The following is a 13,423-nucleotide window of genomic DNA, read 5'->3' as shown; positions in this document are numbered from 1 at the left end:
CTATTCGGCCCAGTGCGGGACGGCGGTGACGGTGACGACGGCCGCGCTGCACAGCCAGCCGGGGCCCTGCGACACCAGCAGGACGTGGTCGCCCGGCCCGACCTGGCGGGTGCGGACCAGGTGCTCCAGGGTGATGAACACGTCGGCGCCGCCGACGTGCCCCACCGACCGGCCGAACTCCCAGCTGCACCGCTCCATCGTCAGGCCGAGGGGCAGCATGATCGAGTACTCGATCATCCGGCCGTCCATGTTGATCGGGACGACCTTGGCGAGGTCCGTGGCGTTCAGGCCGGCGTCCACGAGGGAGCGCTGGATGACCTCCAGGTCGAACAGCGTCAGCTTCTCCATCGTCTCCGACAGCGGCATCTCCCGTTCGGTGAACCGCTGCGCCCGGTCGGCCATGTCCGACATCGAACCGGCGTCCTCCCGCAGCAGGAGCGGCCCGTCGCCGCGGTGCCACTTCTCCAGCTCGTGCAGCACACCGGAGTTCAGCGAGCGCACCTCGGCGAACCCGCCCTCGTCGCTGATCAGGGCGGCGGCCGCGCCGTCGCCGAGGATGTACGCCTGCCCGAAGCCCTTCCAGCGGTCCATGGTGGGGGAGGAGAAGTTCTCGCCCGTCGTCAGGAGCACCGAACCGGCCCCGGCGGCTCCGGTGAGCTTGCCGATCGCCACGTCGAGCGCGCTGAGCATGCCGTCGCAGCCCTGCTGGAGATAGAGCGCGGGCAGCCGCCCCAGGCCGAGTTCGCGCAGCACGTAGCCGGGCGGGTAGGCGCCCTCGGGGGCCTGGTAGTGGACGGCGGTGTGGATGTGCGCGCCCAGGTCCTCGGGGTCGACCTTCGAGCGGTCCAGGGTGATCCGGGCCGCCTCGACGGCCATGTCCATCGCCGGTGTGTCCCCTGCGATGTGAGCACCCGTCAGGCCGTTCGCGGCCTGGATCTCCGCGTCCAGCTTCCCTTCCGCGACCGCCTGCTCGGCGCTCGCCCACTCGGGCAGCACCACGCCGAGCGACTCGATGTGGACGTTCTCTACACGCATCAGTTCCTCCTCTGACCAGGGCGTCCCTGGCCGTCGACCACGGCGCCGGACGCGACACGGGCGGTACCGCACCACTGGGTGCCGTACCGCCCGTGCCGTACGTCCGGCTGTCAACCGTCGGCCCGCCTCGAGAGCCTGTCTCTCAGTCGGCGAGCAGTTCCTTCGTGAGGTGGCGGGCGAGCCCCGCCGGGGTGGCGAAGTCGAAGACCACCGCCGCGGGCAGCGAGAGACCCGTCGCCGACTCCAGCGCGTTGCGCGCGGTGAGCGCGGTCAACGAGTCGAAGCCGAGGTCGCGGGTCTCCTTCTCCTGGGAAACCTGTCCCGCCGAGGCGAGCCCGAGCGCGGTCGCGAAGTGCGTACGCACCAGCCGCAGCACGGTGTCCTCCTGCTCGGCCCCCGTGAGCGCGGCCAGGCGGTGGCGCAGTCCGCCGGGGTCGGCGACCGTGTCGCGGGCCCGCCGCCTGACCACCTCGGCCGTCAGGTCGCGCAGGAGCGCCGCTGATCCGGTCAGGGGCCCGGTGGTCCGCCGCTCGGGGAGTTCCGGCCGGTCGGCGAGGAGCGCGGGCCTGCCGGTCGCGACGGCCGACGCGAACAGGTCCGCCGCCTCGTCCGCGGCCGTGCCGGAGCCGCGCAGCGACACCGCCGCCACCCCGGCCGCGCGCAGGTCACGGGCCCACACGTCGAACACCGCCGCCACGGCCGCGTCCGCGAGCCCCGCCGTGGCGGGCGCGGGCGTCGCGAACACCACGGAGGTCACCCCGCGTGCGGGCGCGGACCGCACCAGTTCCAGCGCGGGGTCGATCAGCGGGCGCAGCGCGGCGTCCACGTCGGCCTGCGTCCCGGTCGTCGCCCCGTCGGTGCGAACGGCGGCGGTGAACAGCACGGTGCGCGGATCGCTTTCGAGCAGCGCCCGGACGGCGCCGGCCGGGTCCACCGGCTCCCAGCGGACCGGTTCGGCCGCCTTGCTGGAGTCCGGCAGCCGGTCCGCGACGTTCTTCGCGTACGGCCCCGCGAGGTGGGCTCCGCCCGTTTCGGGCCGGGCGAGGAGCGTCTCGGCGGCGGTGGGTGCCTCGTCCCCGGCGAACAGGGCGGTCCCGTCCCGGGGGAGGAGGACGACGCCGTTCTGGGCGGTTCCGTCCCGGGTGACCGGAGGGGTCTCGTCCTGGGGGAGCACGACGGGCCGGTCACCGGACGGACCGGTCGGGGCAGCGGCGGGGACCCGTACCGCGCGCGGTGTACGGGCCTGTCCCGAGCGCAGCGCGATCCTGGGCTCCTCGCCGGCCACCGCGGACTCGACCCGTCGCCAGGACCGCTTGACGCCGTCCGTGTCGATCAGCACGAAGCGTCCGGGCGCCCGGTCCTGGGCGGCGCCGACGAGACCCCACGCGGCGGCCGCGGTGGCGTCCGCCGGTTCGTCGTCCGTCGTGGCGACCGCGCCGCGCGTGAGCACGACGAGCCGGGTCTGCGCGAGCAGGGGGTGGGCGAAGTGCCGTATCCACTCCAGGGCCGCGCCGACCGCCGTGCGCACCGCGTCGGCCGGGTCGGCGTCCGGGTGAGCGGCCGGGGCGGGGGAGACGACCACGACGTCCGGGACGGGGGCGTCCGCGTCGGTGGCCGCCGTCAGGAGCGTCGGCAGGTCGGGGTGGGCCTCTGCGTAGCGGCCAGCCGACATCAGACCGGCCCGGGCTCCGTACGGGTCCGGGCCGACGACGGCCCAGCGGCCCTCGCGCGCGGCGGCCCGGGGCAGGTCGATGTCCGCCCACAACTCCTCGAACAGACCGTCCTGCTGGCTCGCCGAGGCGGTCCGCACGTCGCGCGTGTCGAGCGGGGCGCAGAGCACCGCGCGCGCATCGAGCACCGGGTCACCGGCGCCGTCGGCGGCCTCGATGTCCCAGGTGCCGTCCGCCGCGCGCCGCAGCCGCACCCGCAGCACCGACGCGCCCACGGCGTGCAGCGACACGTCGCGCCAGCGCACGGCGACCGGATCGTCGCCGGAGCCGGAGCCGGAGCCGGAGCCGGAGCCGGAGTGTCGTGTCGCGCTCGCGAGGGCCGCGTCGAGGAGGGCCGGATGCAGCGCGGGGTTCTCGTGCGCGGCCGCCCAGTCGGGCAGCGACACCTCCACGAAGACCTCGTCGTCGCGCCGCCACACCCCGCGCGGCATCCGCGCGGGGTCGGTGCCGTCGGCGTCGGCCGTCCCGGCGACGGGGTCCGCGCCGTGCGGTGGCCATACCGCCAGGCCGGTCCCCGGCTCCGCCGCGGCGGTGGCCGTTACCGTCGCCGACGCGTGCCGGGTCCACGGTCGCCCGGCCGCGCCGCGTGCGTCCCGGCGCCCGTGCACCGTCACGCGCCGGACACCCTCGGCGTCGGGCGCGCCGACGGACACGCGCAGTTGGACGCCCGCGTCGCGCGGCAGCACCAGCGGGCTGTCCGCCGACAGGTCGAGGACCCGGGCGCAGCCGGCCCGGCCCGCCGCGTGCAGGACGAGGTCGAGGAGGACGGCCCCGGCGACGACCGTCGCGCCGTCCACGCGGCGCAGCAGGGTCGGGTCGGCGTCGGCCGCCGTGATCCGCCCGGTGCACACCAGCTCGTCGCGCTCGGGCAGTTCGACGGCGGCGGACAGCAGGGGGTGGCCCGCGTCGTCCACGCCGAGGTCGACGGCGCCCGTGTACCGGGCCGCCGTCTCGTCGGGCTGCCGGGACTTGCGCCACAGCAGCCGTGCGGGCAGCCCCGCGAGGAGTTTGCGGGCGACCTTTCCGGCCGGGTTGCGCGGCACCTCGGCGATCTCGTGGATCTCCTCGGGGAGCTTGAACGCGGACAGCCGCTGACGGCAGGCCGCGAGGACCGCCTCCACGTTCAGGCCGCCCGCGGCGGGGACCACGTAGGCGACCGGGACCTCGCCGAGCGACTCGTGGGGGACGCCCGCGACGGCCGCGTCCGCGACGCCGGGCGCCTGCGCGAGGACCTGCTCCACCTCGCGGGGGTGGATGTTCTCGCCGCCGCGGATGATGAGTTCCTTGAGCCGGCCCGTGATGGTCACGTAGCCGTCGGTGTCCTGGCGTGCCAGGTCGCCGGTGCGGTACCAGCCGTCCGAGAGGACGGCGGCGGTCTCCTCGGGCTGGTGGTGGTAGCCGAGCATGAGCGCGGGGCTGGAGACCCAGATCTCGCCCTCGGCGCCCTGTTCCACCTCCTCGCCGGTGCGCGGGTCGGTGAGGCGCAGCGTCAGACCCGGCAGCGGGATGCCGCAGGAGCCGGGGACGCGGGTGCCGTCGGGCAGGTTCGTGGTGATCGCGCCGCCGGTCTCCGTCGAGCCGTAGCTGTCGAGGAGCGCGATGCCGAACGCGGACCGGAACGAGTCGTGCAGGGACTGCGGGCAGGACGATCCGGCGACCATGCACACGCGCAGCGGCGGCACCTCCGTCTGGCCGGCCCGCGCGAGCTCCGCCATCTGGTGGTACATCGTCGGCACGCCCACGAGGAAGGTGGCGTCCTCGGCGACGGCGCGGCCGAGTACCTCGTCGGCGGCGAGTCCTTCGGTGATGCAGGCGGTGGCGCCGACCGCGACGACGCCGAGCACGCACACGTTGTGCGCCACGGCGTGGAACAGCGGCATCGGCCACACCACCCGGTCCTGCGGTGAGAGGCCGAGCAGCGGGGCGTTGCAGGACGCGGTCGCCCACAGCGAGGTGCGCTGGGTGGACACGACGCCCTTGGGCAGCCCGGTCGTCCCGGAGGTGTAGAGCATCCAGGCGGGTTCGTCGAGGCCGAGGTCGTCGCGGGGCGGGTCGCGCAGCGACCACGTGAGGGCGAGGTCCTCCCAGCGCGGCAGCTCCTCGTCGGCGGCCTCGGCGAAGCCCGGCTCGGAGTCGTGGCCGACCAGGACCACCGTGACGCCCGGGCGTGCGGCCAGCACCCGGCGCACTTGCGGGAGTTGGGCGGCGCCGGTGATGACCAGCTTGGCCGCGCAGTCGTCCAGGAGGTGTGCCAGTTCCGAGTCGGTCGACTTCGGGTTGAGCGGCACGCCCACGGCGCTGGCGCGGGTGATGGCGAGGTAGCTCTCCACCGTCTCCACCCGGTTCGGCAGGTAGATCACCGCGGAGGCGCCCCGTTCGAGCCCGAGCCCGACCAGATGACTGGCGACGCGGGCGGTACGCCGGTCCAGCTCGGCCCAGGTGACCGACGTGCGGGCGTCCTTGAACGCCGTCCGGTCCGGTTGCCGGGCGGCGTGCCCGGCGAGCAGTTCGTGCACCGGGCGGATCAGGTCCGCCCGGAACGTGGCGTCCGTGGTCACCGGGGCCCCTTTCACGAGGCGGACGAACGGTAGCGGCGCACCGCGAGTGTGCGGCCCACCACGGCGATCAGCACCGACCAGCCGAGGGAGACAAGGATGGGGTGTTGTGCGGGCCAGGCGCCGGTCGCGGTGAGCCCTGGGTTGCCGAACAGCTGACGGGCCGCCTGCACCGTGGCGCTGAGCGGGTTCCACTCCGCGGCCCACCGCAGCACGGTCGGCAGCGTGGAGGGCGCCACGAACGCGTTGGACAGGAACGTCAGAGGGAACAGCCACAGGAAGTTGCTGGTCGCGGCGGCTTCCGGGGCGCGGACCGACAGGCCGATGACGACGCCGACCCACGACAGCGCGTACCCCAGGAGCAGGAGCAGGGCGAACGCCGCGACGGCGCGCAGCAGGCCGTGGTGGATGCGCCAGCCGACGAGCAGCGCGCACAGGATCATGACGGCCACGATGATGGTGTTCTGCACCAGGTCCGCGACGGTGCGGCCGGTGAGCAGCGCGCCGCGCGCCATGGGCAGCGACCGGAACCGGTCGACCATGCCGCTCTGGACGTCGTTGGCCATGCTGACGCTGCTGTTGCTCGCCGTGGCGAAGGCGATCGTCTGGGCGAAGAAGCCCGGCATCATGTACTCGCGGTAGGCGGTGGCGCCCTCCGCTCCGGGCAGGCTGAACGACCCGGCGAAGATGTATGCGAAGAGCAGCACGAACACCACGGGCTGCACCAGGCTGAGGATGAGGACCTCGGGGATCCGTACCATCCGGATCACGTTGCGCCGGGTGACGACGAGGACGTCGCGCACGGATTTGGCGGCTGTGCCGGGCTTGAGTTCGGGTACGGGCGGTGCCGCTGCCGACACGTTCATCACTCCTTCTCGCTCGGCGCGCCGGCGCCGACCGCTGTGGGTGCGGGGTCCCGCGGGGTGTCGTCGGTGAGGGCGAGGAAGACCTCGTCGAGGGTGGGGCGGCGCAGGCCGATGTCGGTGATCTCGATGCCGTCGGCGTCGAGTGCGGCGATGACCTCCGTCAGCAGGCGCACCCCGCCCTCGACGGGTACGGAGACGGTGCTGCGCGGCCGGTCGACGTCGGGCGCGCGGCTGCCGAACCGGGCGAGCAGGCCCGCGGCGTCGTCGAGCCGTTCGGGCCAGGCCACGACGGTCTCGATGCGCTGGCCGCCCGCCTGCGCCTTCAGGTCGCGCGGGGTGCCGCGGGCGATGATCTTCCCGTGGTCGACGACGGCGATGTCCCGGGCCAGCCGGTCGGCCTCCTCCAGGTACTGGGTGGTCAGGAGCAGCGTGGTGCCCTGGGCCACCAGGTCCTCGATGGCGTCCCACAGCATCAGGCGGCTGGTGGGGTCGAGGCCGACCGACGGCTCGTCGAGGAACATGACCGAGGGCCGCACGACGAGGGCGCCGGCCAGGTCGAGGCGGCGCTTCATGCCGCCGGAGTAGGTGCTCGACACGCGGTCGGCGGCGGCGGTCAGGTCGAACTGCGCGAGGAGCTCGTCGGCCCGCTGCTGGGCGGCCCGGGAGCGCAGTCCGTACAGTTCGCCGATCATGCGGAGGTTCTCACGGCCCGTCAGCCGGTCGTCCACCGCGGCGAACTGGCCCGAGAGCCCGATCGAGAGCCGGACCCGGTCCGGTTCGCGGACCACGTCGTGACCGGCGACGACGGCGGTGCCCGCGTCGGGGCGCAGCAGGGTGGTGAGCAGCCGCACGGTCGTGGTCTTGCCCGCTCCGTTGGGGCCGAGCAGTCCGAGCACGCCGCCTTCCGGCACGTCCAGGTCTACTCCGTCCACGGCCCGGACCTCGCCGAAGGTCTTGACCAGACCCGTGGCGTGAATGGCGCCCGGCATGGGCTTCTCCGTCCTCGTGTACAGGGGTGGGGGATGGCACTGCGTGGGGGGTGAGCGGGGAGCGCGTGCGTCCGGGGCCCGCGCAAGGGGTGAGCCCCGGACGTGCGCCCGGGGCTCAGGTGGCGGCGATCAGCTTCAGCTCGGGGTGGGCGGTGCCGCCCGCGATCGCGGTGGAGGAGACGTGGGAGACGATCCGCTCGTCGACGGGGTCGTTCGCCGGGTCGTCGTGGACGGCGAGGTGCTCGTACGTCGTGTTGCGCTGGGCGGGGACGCGGCCCGCGCCCCGGATCAGGGTGAGGAGTTCGACCAGGTTGGAGCGGTGCTTGGCACCGGCCGATGAGACGACGTTCTCCTCCAGCATGATCGAGCCGAGGTCGTCGGCGCCGTAGTGCAGGGAGAGCTGGCCGACCTCCTTGCCGGTGGTCAGCCAGGAGCCCTGGATGTGGCGGACGTTGTCCAGGAAGAGACGGGCGATGGCGATCATGCGCAGGTACTCGAAGAGCGTGGCCTGCGTACGGCCCTTGAGGTGGTTGTTCTCGGGCTGGTACGTGTACGGGATGAACGCGCGGAAGCCGCCCGTGCGGTCCTGCACGTCGCGGATCATGCGGATGTGCTCGATGCGCTCGGCGTTCGTCTCGCCGGTGCCCATCAGCATCGTCGAGGTGGACTCGACGCCGAGGCCGTGCGCGGTCTCCATGATCTCCAGCCAGCGCTCGCCGGACTCCTTCAGCGGCGCGATGGCCTTGCGCGGCCGCGCGGGCAGCAGCTCGGCGCCGGCGCCCGCGAACGAGTCGAGCCCGGCGGTGTGGATGCGCTGGATCGCCTCCTCGACGGACACCTTGGAGATCCGCGCCATGTGCTCGACCTCGGACGCGCCGAGGGAGTGGATGACGAGCTGCGGGAACTCCTTCTTGATCGCGGAGAAGTGCTTCTCGTAGTACTCGACGCCGTAGTCCGGGTGGTGGCCGCCCTGGAACATGATCTGGGTGCCGCCCAGTTCGACGGTCTCCGCGCAGCGGCGCAGGATGTCGTCCAGATCCCGCGTCCAGCCCTTCGCCGTGTCCTTCGGGGCGGCGTAGAAGGCGCAGAACTTGCACGCCGTGACGCACACGTTCGTGTAGTTGATGTTGCGCTCGATGATGTACGTCGCGATGTTCTCGGTGTCCGCGTACAGACGGCGGCGTACGGCGTCGGCGGCGGCGCCCAGCGCGTGCAGCGGGGCGTCGCGGTAGAGGTCGAGGGCCTCTTCCGGGGTGATCCGCCCACCGGCCGCGGCACGGTCGAGCACGGGCTGGAGCGGATGGGGTGCGGGTCGGGACATGGTGTCCGGGCCTTTCCGGTGGCGGGGAAGGGGTCAGTGGGCGGAGGGTTCGAGCAGGCGGACGGCGACATCGGGCGGGAACCCCTCGTCGCCGCCGCCCACCCGGCGGGCGAACTCGGCGATGCCGGCGAGCTGCGCGGAGCCGAGGGTGAAGTCGAGGGCCGTGGTGTAGTAGCGCTCCAGCGTCGAGGCGTCGAACTCCTCCCACTGCGAAGCCTGTTCGCAGACCTTGGTCACCTCCGCGAGCGACAGGTCGCGGGAGGCCAGCAGGTTGGAGTGGACCTGGCGCACCGTCTCCGGCTCCCGCGCCAGGAAGTCACGGCGCGCGGCGAACACGGCGAACACGAACGGCAGCCCCGTCCAGTCCTTCCACATCCGGCCGAGGTCGTGCACCTGGAGGCCCATCCGGGGCGCCTCGTGCAGCGACGCGCGCAGAGCGGCGTCACCGATGACCACCGCCGCCTTCGCCTCGGACATCATGGTCCGCAGGTCCGGCGGGCACATGTAGTAGTCGGGCCGCACGCCGACCCGCTCGGCGAGGAGCAGCTGCGCCAGACGGATGGACGTACGGCTGGTCGAGCCGAGCGCGACGCGCTCCCCGTCCAGCTCCTCGAGGGGCACCTGGCTGACGATCAGGCAGGACATGACGTCGCCGTCGCTGCCGACCGCGATGTCGGGCAGCGCGACCAGGTCGTCGGCGTGGCGCAGGAACTCAAGGAGGCTGATCGGGCCCATGTCGAGGTCGCCCGCCGCCAGGGCGTCGTTGAGACCGTCCGGCGTGTCGGCACGGAGGTCCATGTCCAGGAGGGTGCCTGTGCGGGCAAGCCCCCAGAACAGGGGCAGGCAGTTGAGGAACTGGATGTGGCCCACCCGGGGACGGCGTCGGCGCCCTTGCGTCGACTGCGCGGCCTCGGGGGCGAGTTGCTCGGTCATCGTGCACCACTCCGGAACGTTTCGAGGGGGAAGGCGAGGGGCGGGGGCGGCGGCGGTCAGCTTTGGCGGGCGGGTGCGGTGAAGTGCTCGTCGAGGACGGCGAGGACCTCGGCGGGACGCTCCGAGAGGAAGAAGTGGCCGCCGGTGAAGACCCGCACGTCGGAGCCGCCCGTGGTGTGCTCGCTCCAGGCCTGCGCCTCCGCGAGTGTCGTACGGGGGTCGGCGTCGCCGGTCAGGACGGTCACGGGGCAGCTCACGGCCGCACCCGGGTCGCAGCGGTAGGTCTCGACCGCCCGGTAGTCGCTGCGGATCGCCGGCAGCACCATGCGCAGCAGCTCCTCGTCCTGGAGGACCTGGGCGTCCGTGCCGGCGAGCGCCCGCAGTTCGGCGATGACCCCGTCGTCGTCGAGGGTGTGGACGCGCTCGTCCCGGGTGCGGGACGGAGCCCGCCGCCCGGAGGCGAACAGCCGGACGGGACCGGACCCGGTGGCCTCCATGCGGCGCGCCACCTCGAACGCGACCAGCGCGCCCATGCTGTGGCCGAAGAAGGTCAGCGGGCGGTCGTCGTCCCAGGTCGCGAGGGCCTTCGCGACCTGGTCGGCGAGCTCGGCCACCGAGGCGGGGCCCGGTTCCTGGCGCCGGTCCTGCCGCCCGGGGTACTGGATCGCGGCGACGTCGACGCGCGGGCTGAGCGCGCCGGCGACCGGCACGTAGAAGCTGGCCGAACCACCGGCGTGCGGGAAGCACACAAGGCGCTCGGCGGCGTCCGGGGAGGGCCGGAACCTGCGGATCCACAGGTTGTCGGTGGGGGAACTCATGGACGTACGTGTCCTTCCGGTGCGGCGGTATGTCCGCGGGTGCGTGCCCGGCGGCCCACTCACCGGGCGGCGGGACGGTGCCGCCCGGTGAGCGTGTGGGGGAGGGGAGAGGGGATCAGGCGTCCTCGGCCTCGGGGCCGTACACCTCGACCTTGTCGGAGACCCGGCGCACGTGGATGCACTCGCCGGGGCACTCCTTGGCCGAGTCGACCACGTCGGTCAGCAGATCGAGGCGGAGCCGCGTCGTCGCGCCCGGCGTCTGGAGCAGCTCGTCCTCGTCGTCCTTGACGTAGGCGAGCCCGTCGATGTCCAGCTCGAACACCTCGGGCGCGTACTGGGCACAGATACCGTCACCGGTGCACAGGTCCTGGTCGATCCAGACTTCCAGGTCCTCGTCGTTCGTTGTCTGCGGGGACATTCACACCTGCCTGGCAGTGTCGTCTCGGAGTCGTTCGGAGTCGTTCGGCGTCGTCTTGCCGTCGTGCGCGCGCAGCGGCGCGGGTCACACGCGCATCGGCTGCGGCGCCTCGCGGCGGGCCGGGTCGTGACCCTCGTACTCGCGGATGATCTCGTAACGGGTGTTCCGCTCGACCGGGCGGAATCCGGCGTCGCGGATCAGGTCGAGGAGGTCCTCGCGGGTCAGCTTGTTCGGGGTGCCGTAGTTGTCGGCGTCGTGCGTGATCTTGTACTCGACGACCGAACCGTCCATGTCGTCGGCCCCGTGCTGAAGGGCGAGCTGCGCGGTCTGGAGGCCGTGCATGACCCAGAAGACCTTGACGTGCGGCACGTTGTCGAACAGCAGCCGGGAGACCGCGAAGGTCTTCAGCGCCTCCGCGCCGGTGGCCATCGTGGTGCGCGCCTGAAGGCGGTTACGGACCTTGCCGTCCTTCATGTCGACGAAGTCGTGCTGGTAGCGCAGCGGGATGAAGACCTGGAAGCCGCCCGTCTCGTCCTGCAGCTCGCGCAGCCGCAGCACGTGGTCGACGCGGTGACGCCGCTCCTCGATGTGCCCGTAGAGCATGGTGCACGGGGTCTTCAGACCCTTCTCGTGCGCCAGACGGTGGATGCGCGACCAGTCCTCCCAGTGGGTGCGGTGGTCGACGATGTGCTGGCGGACCTCCCAGTCGAAGATCTCCGCTCCGCCGCCGGTCAGCGACTCAAGACCCGCGTCGATCAGCTCGTCCAGGATCTCGGACGCGCTCATCCCGCTGATCGTCTCGAAGTGGTGGATCTCCGTCGCCGTGAACGCCTTCAGGCCGACGTTCGGCAGCGCCTTCTTCAGCTCCCGCAGCGAGCGCGGGTAGTAGCGCCACGGCAGGTTCGGGTGCAGACCGTTGACGATGTGCAGCTCCGAGAGGTGCTCGTTCTCCATCGCCTTCGCCAGGCGGACGGCCTCCTCGATACGCATCGTGTACGCGTCCTGCTCACCCGGCTTGCGCTGGAACGAGCAGTAGGCGCACGACGCGGTGCACACATTGGTCATGTTGAGGTGCCGGTTGACGTTGAAGTGCACCACGTCACCGTTCTTGCGCGTGCGCACCTCGTGTGCCAGACCGCCCAGCCACGCCAGGTCGTCCGACTCGTACAGGGCGATGCCGTCCTCGCGGGACAGCCGCTCGCCGGAGAAGACCTTCTCCTCCAGTTCGCGCTTGAGCCCAGCGTCCATGGCCGGGAACCTCCTCGTTCAGTGCCTGGCGGCACGCGTAGTGGGTCTGTGCACGGGGGCGCGGGACGGAACGCCGGCGGGCCCGGGGACGATCGGACGTCCCGGCGCCGGCGGTCCACGGTCCCGGCTCTCGTGCCCGAAGAGGGGCGGGCACGCGAGCCGGGACCGCACCACACGGACACTCCGTCGTACCGGTGGACCGTCACGGGCCCGCGGGGCCGGCCAACCACGCGGCCGCCGCGGACCCCGGGCCCGTCGGCGGGCACCGACGCCGCGTCGGGTGGGGCTCCCCCATCCTCAGGGCAGGCAGTCTGGGGAAAACCCCACATCCGCAACGGCTTTGCTGAGGACACGACCGCCACATTCCGGGAACCGCCTCACCCCATGGGAGGAAATCCATGCCGGCGCCGCTGACCCTCGCCCACTCGCCCTGCCCCAACGACACCTTCGTCTTCCACGCCTGGACCGAGGGGCTGCTCCCCGACGCCCCCGACGTACAGCTGACCTTCGCCGACATCGACATCACCAACGGCCAGGCCCGGCGCGGTGAACTCGACGTCCTGAAGGTCTCCTACGGCGTACTGCCGCACATCCTCGACGAGTACGCCCTGCTGCCCTGCGGCGGCGCGCTCGGACACGGCTGCGGCCCGCTCGTCCTGGTCGCCGAACCGGGCGAGCCCGCCGCCCTCGCCGGGGCCCGCGTAGCCGTCCCCAGCACCACCTCCACGGCCTACCTGCTGTTCCGGCTGTGGGCGGCCGACACGGTGCCCGGCGGCGTCGGCGAGATCGTCGTCCTGCCGTTCCACGAGATCATGCCCGCCGTCCGCGACGGACGCGTCGACGCCGGGCTCGTCATCCACGAGGCCCGCTTCACCTACGGCCGCTACGGCCTGCACTGCACCGCCGACATGGGCGAGGAGTGGGAGAAGCGCACCGGACTGCCCATCCCGCTCGGCGCCATCGTCGCCCGCCGCTCCCTCGGGACACCCGCCCTGCGCTCTCTCGCCGACGCCACCCGCGCCTCCGTGCGGGCCGCCCGCCGCGACCCCGACGCCTCCCGCGCCTACGTCCTGCGCCACGCCCAGGAGATGGAACCCGACGTCGTCGACCAGCACATCGACCTGTACGTCAACGAGTTCACCACCGACCTCGGCGAGAACGGACTGCACGCCGTACGCACCCTGCTCGACCGCTCCGCCGGACTCGGCCTGCTGCCCCGCGTCCCCGAAGGCGCCCTCGACGCGACCCTCGCCCTCTGACCCCGCGGGCACTCCGCCCAGCTCACGCGGCGCCTTCCTGACGGCCCGCAACGCTAGAAGTTCTCTTAGAGCAGCCCGCCGACACCCCGTGCACCACCACAACCCTTCCCATAATCGGCCCCAGGGACAGGCCCGGCACCGGGAGCGCCACGGCCTGCCCCCGACGAGGGCACCGGGTGGCACGCCCGCCCCTCACCGGCCCCGGCGCCCACAAGGCGCCGGGGCCCGCCCGATACCCCGTGCCGACCGGC

Annotated in this window: 10 protein-coding genes; 1 reads left to right on the top strand and 9 read right to left on the bottom strand. The window is 72.9% G+C overall.

Annotation, left to right across the window (positions count from 1 at the left end):
• The 9 genes from C1N81_RS07560 to mqnE all read right to left on the bottom strand — a co-directional run bounded on the left by C1N81_RS07560 (position 1) and on the right by mqnE (position 11,913).
• Positions 1 to 1,035: a ketoacyl-ACP synthase III family protein gene (locus tag C1N81_RS07560; protein ID WP_394427926.1), complete on the bottom strand. Its 1,035-nt coding sequence runs from the start codon at positions 1,033 to 1,035 to the stop codon at positions 1 to 3.
• Positions 1,036 to 1,177: 142 nt separating this feature from the next.
• A complete protein-coding gene (locus C1N81_RS07555; protein ID WP_394427925.1) occupies positions 1,178 to 5,323 on the bottom strand; it encodes an AMP-binding protein in 4,146 nt (1,381 codons plus the stop codon).
• Between the two features lie 11 nt (positions 5,324 to 5,334).
• Positions 5,335 to 6,186: an ABC transporter permease gene (locus C1N81_RS07550; RefSeq protein WP_394427924.1), complete on the bottom strand. Its 852-nt coding sequence runs from the start codon at positions 6,184 to 6,186 to the stop codon at positions 5,335 to 5,337.
• Positions 6,186 to 7,175: an ATP-binding cassette domain-containing protein gene (locus C1N81_RS07545; RefSeq protein WP_394427923.1), complete on the bottom strand. Its 990-nt coding sequence runs from the start codon at positions 7,173 to 7,175 to the stop codon at positions 6,186 to 6,188. Before C1N81_RS07545 ends, C1N81_RS07550 begins: the two co-directional genes overlap by 1 nt.
• Positions 7,176 to 7,290: 115 nt before the next feature.
• On the bottom strand, positions 7,291 to 8,496 hold the full coding sequence (gene mqnC, locus C1N81_RS07540) for a cyclic dehypoxanthinyl futalosine synthase (protein ID WP_394427922.1): 1,206 nt from the start codon (positions 8,494 to 8,496) through the stop codon (positions 7,291 to 7,293).
• Positions 8,497 to 8,529: 33 nt separating this feature from the next.
• Positions 8,530 to 9,429, bottom strand: coding sequence for a menaquinone biosynthetic enzyme MqnA/MqnD family protein (locus tag C1N81_RS07535; RefSeq protein ID WP_394427921.1), 900 nt, complete (start codon positions 9,427 to 9,429; stop codon positions 8,530 to 8,532).
• A gap of 56 nt (positions 9,430 to 9,485) precedes the next feature.
• The gene (locus C1N81_RS07530; protein ID WP_394427920.1) at positions 9,486 to 10,247 is read right to left on the bottom strand and encodes a thioesterase II family protein; all 762 of its coding nucleotides are present in this window, start codon (positions 10,245 to 10,247) and stop codon (positions 9,486 to 9,488) included.
• Positions 10,248 to 10,362: 115 nt separating this feature from the next.
• Positions 10,363 to 10,665, bottom strand: coding sequence for a ferredoxin (locus tag C1N81_RS07525; protein ID WP_394427919.1), 303 nt, complete (start codon positions 10,663 to 10,665; stop codon positions 10,363 to 10,365).
• Between the two features lie 84 nt (positions 10,666 to 10,749).
• Positions 10,750 to 11,913 (bottom strand): aminofutalosine synthase MqnE, encoded by a 1,164-nt coding sequence (gene mqnE / locus C1N81_RS07520; protein ID WP_394427918.1) that lies wholly within the window; start codon positions 11,911 to 11,913, stop codon positions 10,750 to 10,752.
• Positions 11,914 to 12,311: 398 nt separating this feature from the next.
• Between mqnE and C1N81_RS07515 the strand changes: the two genes are divergently transcribed.
• Positions 12,312 to 13,172 carry a 1,4-dihydroxy-6-naphthoate synthase gene (locus C1N81_RS07515; protein WP_394427917.1) on the top strand — a complete coding sequence of 287 codons (861 nt, stop codon included), beginning with the start codon at positions 12,312 to 12,314 and terminating at the stop codon, positions 13,170 to 13,172.
• The last annotated feature ends 251 nt before the right edge of the window (positions 13,173 to 13,423 follow it).

The organism is Streptomyces sp. SGAir0957 (genome assembly GCF_043523415.1).
The sequence above is the reverse complement of the archived record's forward strand: the minus strand, read 5'-3'. Positions and strand labels throughout refer to the sequence as shown.

Bases quoted from the DNA above. Each gene is read 5' to 3' on its own strand.
- mqnE (WP_394427918.1), bottom strand. From the start codon at position 11,913: ATGGACGCTGGGCTCAAGCGCGAACTGGAGGAGAAGGTCTTCTCCGGC.
- C1N81_RS07515 (WP_394427917.1), top strand. From the start codon at position 12,312: ATGCCGGCGCCGCTGACCCTCGCCCACTCGCCCTGCCCCAACGACACC.
- mqnC (WP_394427922.1), bottom strand. From the start codon at position 8,496: ATGTCCCGACCCGCACCCCATCCGCTCCAGCCCGTGCTCGACCGTGCC.
- C1N81_RS07545 (WP_394427923.1), bottom strand. From the start codon at position 7,175: ATGCCGGGCGCCATTCACGCCACGGGTCTGGTCAAGACCTTCGGCGAG.
- C1N81_RS07530 (WP_394427920.1), bottom strand. From the start codon at position 10,247: ATGAGTTCCCCCACCGACAACCTGTGGATCCGCAGGTTCCGGCCCTCC.
- C1N81_RS07550 (WP_394427924.1), bottom strand. From the start codon at position 6,186: ATGAACGTGTCGGCAGCGGCACCGCCCGTACCCGAACTCAAGCCCGGC.
- C1N81_RS07535 (WP_394427921.1), bottom strand. From the start codon at position 9,429: ATGACCGAGCAACTCGCCCCCGAGGCCGCGCAGTCGACGCAAGGGCGC.
- C1N81_RS07560 (WP_394427926.1), bottom strand. From the start codon at position 1,035: ATGCGTGTAGAGAACGTCCACATCGAGTCGCTCGGCGTGGTGCTGCCC.
- C1N81_RS07525 (WP_394427919.1), bottom strand. From the start codon at position 10,665: ATGTCCCCGCAGACAACGAACGACGAGGACCTGGAAGTCTGGATCGAC.